The sequence below is a fragment of the Pseudomonas sp. P1_F1_2 genome (assembly GCF_056405815.1).
Genome location: NZ_JBFUBK010000169.1, coordinates 1 through 7,878, shown reverse-complemented (window position 1 = coordinate 7,878; position 7,878 = coordinate 1). Strand labels below are relative to the sequence as shown.

Here is a 7,878-nt window from a genome sequence, read left to right as displayed (position 1 = left end):
ATCCATGTAGCAGCTGTCGAGTGAAACGAGGCTGCGTGCATTTAATCTGCACATAAAAAAACGGCGACCCTTGGGTCGCCGCTTTTTTAAGACAAAAAGCTATGACATCAAGCTACCGGATTGATCGGCTTTTCCGGGTACCAGACGTCCAGCAGCGGGCTGACTTCAACGCTGGTCAGCTCGGTGCGGCCTTTGAGCCAGGCTTCAACGGCAGCGCGTTGTTCAGCGCTGACCGAGCCACGCTTCTGCAGGCAAACCAGACCGTAGTCGTCGCCGCCAACATAGCCCAGACCGTTGGCTTCCATGGCTTCTTTGAGGAACGCGTCGAGGAAAGCATCAATGGCTTCATCAGCCAAATCTTCTTTGAAATCCAGGTTCAGTTCGAAACCCAGCTCTTGAAATTCATCGACGCACAGTTTTTTGCGCAGACGCTGGGAACGGTTAGTCGCCATTGGAACAATCCTCAAAAGTAATAACGGGCGGCACTTTAGCAGTTTAAGCCGCTTATTGCCCGACTCTCTGGCCGCCAATGCTGACCGTCGGTAAAAAAATAGCGGTTTAGAGGGGTATCGCAAGGCACAAGCCATCAAGCCTTGGGGCATAATGCCGACACGTTCATGACCACTGAGGGATTTTTATCGCCATGCCCTCGTCTTTTCCCCCCTCGCCTGTAGGGTTTTACTGCACATGATCAAATCTTTGCGTCCATTGCTGCTGGCCGGTTTCATTCTTCCCCTGGCCCTCTCCGTTTCCGCCGCTCCAATCAACACTGCGCTCTCGCCCAACGTCGAAAAAGCCCTCAAGGCCAGCAAATTGCAGGACAGCGCCTTGTCGCTGGTGATGATTCCGCTCACCGGCCCAGGCACTCCCACCGTTTTCAACGCGGATGTTTCGGTCAACCCGGCCTCGACCATGAAGCTGGTCACCACCTATGCGGCGCTGGAAATGCTCGGCCCCAACCACCAGTGGAAAACCGAGTTCTACACCGACGGCACCCTCAGCGGTGGCATCCTCAACGGCAACCTCTACCTCAAGGGTGGCGGCGATCCAAAGCTGAACATGGAAAAACTCTGGCTGCTGATGCGTGACCTGCGCGCCAACGGCGTGACGCAAATCACTGGCGACCTGGTGCTGGACCGCAGTTTCTTCACGCAACCGCAATTGCCCGAGTTCAACGACGATGGCAATGACGAGAACAAGCCGTTCCTGGTCAAGCCCGACTCGCTGATGGTCAACCTCAAGGCGCTGCGCTTCGTGGCGCGCAACGACAATGGCCGTGTGCTGGTGTCCGTCGAACCGCCGATTGCCAGCATCCGCATCGAAAACCAGGTCAAGGCCCTCAACTCCAAGCAATGCACCGGTGGCGTGCGTTACAACCCGGTAACCCAGGCCGATGGCAGCGTGACCGTGACCGTCGGTGGCCAGTTGGGCGATGGTTGCAGCTCCCAGACCTACCTGTCGCTGCTTGACCATGCGACCTACACCGCCGGCGCCGTGCGGGCAATCTGGAAAGAGCTGGGCGGCAGCATTCAGGGCAAGGATGTATTGGCGCCGACCCCAAGCAATGCCAAATTGCTGGCCCGCGCGTTTTCGCCGGACCTGGCGGAAATCATCCGCGACATCAACAAATACAGTAACAACACCATGGCTCAGCAACTGTTCCTGAGCCTGGGCCAGAAGTACCGCACGGACGCCGACGGTGACGACGCCAAAGCCGCGCAGCGTGTGGTTCGTCAGTGGCTGGCGAAGAAAGGCATCACCGCGCCGCACCTGGTGATGGAGAACGGTTCCGGCCTGTCCCGCGCCGAACGCGTCAGCGCTCGTGAAATGGCGTCGATGCTGCAAGCCGCCTGGCACAGCCCGTACTCCGCCGAGTTCATTAGCTCGATGCCGATTGCCGGCACCGACGGCACCATGCGCAAACGCCTGAAGACTACTGCGATGCGCGGTGAAGCCCACGTCAAGACGGGCACCCTGAACACTGTGCGCGCCATCTCCGGCTTCAGCCGCGACGTCAATGGCAACACGTGGGCCGTGGTGGCGATCCTCAACGACAAAGCACCGTTTGGCGCATCGTCGGTACTGGATCAGGTGCTGCTGGACTTGTATCGCCAGCCGAAACTGCCGGAAACGGCTTCGGTCTTGTAACCCCCCGATCCGATCGTTCCCGCGCTCTGCGTGGGAACGCATTCAAGAGCGGACGCAGAGCGTCCATTGAGGCATTCCCACGCAGAGCGTGGGAGCGATCAAATGTTGGCGGGGGCTTGCTCCCACATCGACTGTTTCCGGTCTTAGCTTATCTGCGTCTCGACCCGATCCCGACCGGCCTGCTTCGCCGCGTAAACCCCCGAATCCGCCCGCAACAACAGCGCATCCGCGCCCTCTCCGACCTGCCAACTGGCAATCCCGAAACTCGCGGTAACGAACCCCACACCCTCGATCGGTGAACTGCGCAACCCTTGCCACAACTGCAAGGCCAGCACTTGCGCCTGCTCGCTGTCGGTGTCCGGGCACAACACCATGAACTCCTCGCCACCGAGGCGACAGAACACGTCTGTGCGCCGCAGTCGATGACCGATGCGCTCGCACACCACCTGCAACACCCGATCCCCCACGGCATGGCCATGTTGATCATTGATGCGTTTGAAGTGGTCGATGTCGAGCATGATCACCGACAACTCGCCCCCTCCGCGTTCGACGCGGGCCATTTCGGTGGTCAGGCGCTCCTGGAAGTAGCGGCGGTTATGAATCCCGGTCAGCGAATCGGTGATCGACAGCGCACGCAATTCTTGTTCTACCCGTTTCAAATCGGAGATGTCGGAAACGTAGCCATGCCAGAGCACGCCGCCACCGGGCTGCTCTTCAGGGGTCGCCTCACCGCGAACCCAGCGCAGGCCGCGCATGGGCAACTGCACGCGGTATTCCTCGCGCCACGGGCTGAGGGTGTCCGCCGACGCCCGGATCGAGGCCCGGACCCGGGTCGTGTCTTGTGGATGAATGCGCGTGAAGATCGATTCAGCGTTGAACAGCAGCACGTCCGGCTCGAGTTCGTAGATCTCGCGGATACCGTCGCTGGCATAGATCACGCTGAAGCGACCGTCGAATTCCATCTTGAATTGATAGATGCCGCCGGGGACATGGGCACTGAGTTTCTTCAACAACAGGTCCCGCGCCGCCAAGGCCTCATGGACGCGTTTGCGTTCGGTAATGTCGATGCAGATCGCCAGGTGACCGACCCACAGACCTTGCTCGTCGAGTACCGGGGTCGCCAGCATGTTGACCGCCAAATGGCTGCCATCGCGGCGCACCAGCGTCCACTCCCGCGCGGCGTTACCAATTTCATCGCCGTCTTTGACCAACATCGCCTGACAGGTTGGAATCGGTTTTCCATACCGCGCGCTCAACTCCGCCGCCCGTGCCACCAGCTCTCGGGGGAAATGCAGGTTTTCCAGAGTCATGCGCCCCACGACCTCAACGCCAGCGTAACCCAACATCTGCTCGGCACCGGCATTGAACGTGGTGATGACCCCGCGCAGATCGGTGGCGATGATCGCCACCTGGGTCGCCGCATTCAACACGCCACGCAACTGGCCGTGAGTGCCACGTAACTCCTGCTCGCGGGCGCGCAACTCCTCGGTCTGTTGCTCAACCATTTTCAGCGCTCGCTGACGCTGGCTGACCAACACGTACAGCAATGCGCTGACCAGCAGACTGAGCAAGCCGCCCAGCACTATCAGGGTCGTCACCGAGGAATGGTTGGCTTGTATAAAGGCTTCGCTGGGCTTGATGTCGACCTGATAGTCGTGATCGGCCATTCGCAATAGTCGGCTCGCGGACAAATCACTGGCCGCCGGTCCGTTGAAGGACTCGTAAAGCACTTCGTGCTGGTTGACGATCGACAAGTCGAGAATGCGGACCGAGAGATAGTCGTAATTGGCATCGGGCAAGCCATCCGCCAGCAACTGACGCATGCTGATCACCGCCATGACATAACCGTAGGGTTTTACCCCTGCGCCGCTTGGCGTGTTAGACACAATCACCGGGGCCACCAGCAGCACGCCACGCGCATAGGCCGGCTCGATACTGACCAGATGCATGGGCTGCGACACTGCCAGGCTGCCGCGTTTATCCGCTCGCTCAAGGGTCGCCCGACGCATCGGCTGAGCCCATAAGTCGTAACCCAGCGGCGAGCCCAGTCGGCTTAGCGTCTGGCTGTAAAGCACCACCACGTATTCATCGCGTTCAGCGGCCAATTGCAATTGACCATCGCTGGCGAGTTCACGAACGGTGAAATCGCTAAAGCCCTCGTCACGCACCTTGCGCTCGAACTCTGCGCGCTCGGCACGCGTCACGCGGGCCGCGAATGAATAGGCTTGAGCGCGGTGCAACAGGGGTTTGGTGAAACCGTCGAACTCCTCGCGGGAGACCGAGTCGGAATTGGCGAAGAACCGGCGCAGGCTGTCGAGGCGCTGCTCCTGGTCCTGAAATCGTTCTTCAATGCGGCTATAGCGTTCACTGGCCAGCAGTTGGAAGCGTTGCTTGAGTTGATGGCGAAACACGTTGACCGTCGACCAGGCCAACAACCCCGTCAGAACACACCCCATAAGCAATACCAGCAGCGCGACCAGCCAGGCCGACACATCTTCGCTGATAAAACCCAGGATCTTGGGGCGCACGGCGTGTAACGACATAAACGCAACTCACAACGCCAGGTGCGGGAAAGCCCATTGGCCATGAGAGAGTTATAGCTATTAGCCACTAATTTGACCAGCACTGAAAGAAGCCACAGAGCCTTTAAAAATCAAGGCTCTGTGGATCCAATCCACACAGCTATCAACGTGCGGTGATTTTCCATGCGCGGTGGATCTTGCCGTTGCGGGCGAAATCCGGATCGATGGTCTGGGCGGTGATTTCTTCGACCGCGTAACGCTGCGYGAGGTTTTCCTCAAGGGCGAACTTGCGGAAGTTGTTGGAGAAATACAACACGCCACCGGGTGCCAGGCGTGCCATCGCCAGGTCGATCAGTTGCACCTGATCGCGCTGCACGTCGAAGATCCCTTCCATGCGCTTGGAGTTGGAGAACGTCGGCGGGTCGATGAAGATCAGGTCGTACTCGTCACGGCAGGCGTCGAGCCAGACCATCACATCGCCCTGCTCCAGACGGTTCTTGTCAGAGAAACCGTTCAGCGACAGGTTGCGACGCGCCCAGTCCAGATAGGTTTTCGACAGGTCGACGCTGGTGGTGCTGCGTGCACCCCCCTTGGCGGCGTGAACGCTGGCCGTCGCGGTGTAGCAATACAGGTTGAGGAAGCGCTTGCCGGCCGACTCTTTCTGAATGCGCATGCGCATCGGGCGGTGGTCAAGGAACAGCCCGGTGTCGAGGTAGTCAGTCAGGTTGACCAGCAGCTTCACGCCACCTTCGTTGACCTCGACGAACTTGCCCTGTGCGGCTTGACGCTCGTATTGCTTGGTGCCGCTCTGACGCTCGCGACGCTTGACCACTACACGGCCCTTGTCGATGTTCAAGGCCTGCGGAATAGCGGCCAAGGCATCGAACATGCGTGCCGAGGCTTTTTCCGGATCGATGGATTTCGGCGCCGCGTATTCCTGAACGTGGACCCAATCCTGATACAGGTCGATGGCCATCGAGTATTCCGGCATGTCGGCGTCATACACGCGATAGCAGTCGATGCCTTCGCGCTTGACCCACTTGCCCATGGCTTTCAGGTTTTTTTGCAGGCGATTGGCAAACATCTGCCCGCCTTCGCTCAAACGCGGCTGCTCGATCACCGGCGCAGGTGCTGGTGTCGGTTTGATCGGGTTGCCGTTTTTGTTGTACTTGCGCTCTTCTGGCTCGCTCGGTGCCTGATCGTAAGCCGCCTGCTCGCGCTCGACCTGACGCTGCTCAGGGGTGCGACGCTCGCCCGTGACGAACTGGTCTGGCGTGACTTTGATCAGCAGCAGCTTGCACGGCAATGCGCCGTTCCAGAACGAATACTGCTTGTGACTGCGAATGCCCATGCGCTTGCCCAGATCCGGGGCGCCGGTGAACACCGCGGCTTCCCAGTTCAAGCAGGCCTGACGCAGACGCTCGCCGAGGTTTTGATAGAGGTAGAGCAAGCTCGCCTCGTCACCCAGACGCTCGCCGTAGGGAGGGTTGCAGATCACCAGGCCTTTCTGGTTCTGGTCCGGACGCGGCTCGAACGTACCGACTTCGCCCTGGTAGATCTTGATCCACTCGCTCAGGCCGGCACGCTCGACGTTGTTGCGGCCCGGTTGAATCAGGCGCGGGTCGGCTTCGTAACCGCGAATCCACAGCGGTGGCTTGGCCAGGCCGGCCGCGCAACGTTCGGTGGCCTCTTCGTGAAGCTTTTTCCACAGCGCCGGAACGTGGCCCAGCCAATGGGTAAAGCCCCACTGCTCGCGACGCAGGTTCGGCGCCATGTCGGCGGCGATCATCGCCGCTTCSACGAGGAACGTACCGACACCGCACATCGGGTCAGCCAGCGCGCCGCCTTCGGCCGCAATGCGTGGCCAGCCGGAACGGATCAGGATCGCGGCCGCCAGGTTTTCCTTCAGCGGTGCCGCGCCTTGCTGCAAGCGATAACCGCGCTGGTGCAGGCTGTGGCCGGACAAATCGAGGGAAAGAATCGCTTCGCCACGGTCCAGGCGCAGGTGAATGCGCAGGTCCGGGTTGAGTTTGTCGATCGACGGACGGTCACCTTGCGGGGTGCGCAGTTTGTCGACGATGGCGTCCTTGACCTTCAAGGCACCGAAGTGGGTGTTGTCGATGCCCGAACCGTGGCCGCTGAACTCGACGGCCAGGGTACCGGCGTTGAGCATGTGGTCTTGCCACTCGATGTCCAGTACGCCGTGGTACAGGTCTTCGGCGTCCTTCATCGGGAAACGCTTGAGCACCAGCAGCACCCGGTTCGCCAGACGCGACCACAGGCACAGGCGGTAAGCGGTTTCCATGGTGGCCATGCCGCGCACGGCCGAGGTGTGCTCGCGTGCCTCTTCAAGGCCAAGCCCGACGGCTTCCTCGATGAGCAGGCCTTCAAGGCCTTTTGGGCAGGTGAGGAAGATTTCGAATTGGTCGGACATGGGAATTTCAGAGCCTTTGGCGAAGTGAACCGGCAACGCATTGCCGATCCGGTTTTCAATCAGGCGCTTTTCTCGAAGAGCGCCCGCGTGGCACGAAGGTGTGCCGTCCCACCCCTGCTGCTCGGGTTAAAAGAGCTTAGATGCAAGGACAGATAAAATAGTTGATGCAACAAAATGTCATAAAGCGACCCTTCGTCGAATAATGCTTCCACCAACAGAAGTCATTCTCACTAAGGGATTACTCCCGTCATCCTGCGGGGGGCCGATCATACAGGGCTTTTGCCAATCAACACCGGGCATTCATCGTGATGCTTATGGCCTTAGCATCTTTATGGTTACGTTCTTATGACAAAACGATCATTCCCTCGATGTGACGCATTGGTTAGAACTCAACACAGGTTGACGCCGCAACGACGTCAACACCTTGGCTCGTCACGCCGGCAGCGAGCCCCCAACGGCAGAGTTTTTCTGCCAGACCTCAATAGAGGTCGACGCGATAAATACAGTCAACAAGTGAGGGCAACACCCTATGAGAAGACTTAAGCGTGATCCGTTGGAAAGAGCATTTTTGCGCGGATATCAATATGGCGTTGGTGGCAAATCCCGTGAGCTTTGCCCATTTACTCTACCGTCGGTACGCCAAGCCTGGATTAACGGCTGGCGAGAAGGACGCGGCGACAACTGGGACGGTATGACCGGCACTGCGGGAATCCACAGACTCAACGAACTTCACGCCGTCGGCTAATTTACAGGGCCAAACACTCCGACACGACA

Annotated in this window: 5 protein-coding genes; 2 read left to right on the top strand and 3 right to left on the bottom strand. The window is 59.3% G+C overall.

Annotated elements, in window-relative coordinates:
* Window positions 1–107: 107 nt before the first annotated feature.
* Complete coding sequence (locus tag AC1D2P_RS29700) at window positions 108–452, bottom strand: YggL family protein (protein ID WP_007971486.1); 345 nt, start codon at window positions 450–452, stop codon at window positions 108–110.
* Window positions 453–687: 235 nt separating this feature from the next.
* Here AC1D2P_RS29700 and dacB point away from each other — a divergent pair, with 235 nt between their 5' ends.
* Window positions 688–2,148 carry a D-alanyl-D-alanine carboxypeptidase/D-alanyl-D-alanine endopeptidase gene (gene dacB, locus AC1D2P_RS29695; protein ID WP_046027039.1) on the top strand — a complete coding sequence of 487 codons (1,461 nt, stop codon included), beginning with the start codon at window positions 688–690 and terminating at the stop codon, window positions 2,146–2,148.
* Between the two features lie 143 nt (window positions 2,149–2,291).
* Here dacB and AC1D2P_RS29690 read toward each other — a convergent pair whose 3' ends face one another.
* A complete protein-coding gene (locus AC1D2P_RS29690; RefSeq protein ID WP_223522466.1) occupies window positions 2,292–4,691 on the bottom strand; it encodes a sensor domain-containing diguanylate cyclase in 2,400 nt (799 codons plus the stop codon).
* Window positions 4,692–4,833: 142 nt separating this feature from the next.
* On the bottom strand, window positions 4,834–7,104 hold the full coding sequence (gene rlmKL / locus AC1D2P_RS29685; protein WP_477811734.1) for a bifunctional 23S rRNA (guanine(2069)-N(7))-methyltransferase RlmK/23S rRNA (guanine(2445)-N(2))-methyltransferase RlmL: 2,271 nt from the start codon (window positions 7,102–7,104) through the stop codon (window positions 4,834–4,836).
* A 529-nt stretch (window positions 7,105–7,633) separates the two neighbouring features.
* Here rlmKL and rmf point away from each other — a divergent pair.
* Complete coding sequence (gene rmf, locus AC1D2P_RS29680; RefSeq protein ID WP_003223300.1) at window positions 7,634–7,849, top strand: ribosome modulation factor; 216 nt, start codon at window positions 7,634–7,636, stop codon at window positions 7,847–7,849.
* The last annotated feature ends 29 nt before the right edge of the window (window positions 7,850–7,878 follow it).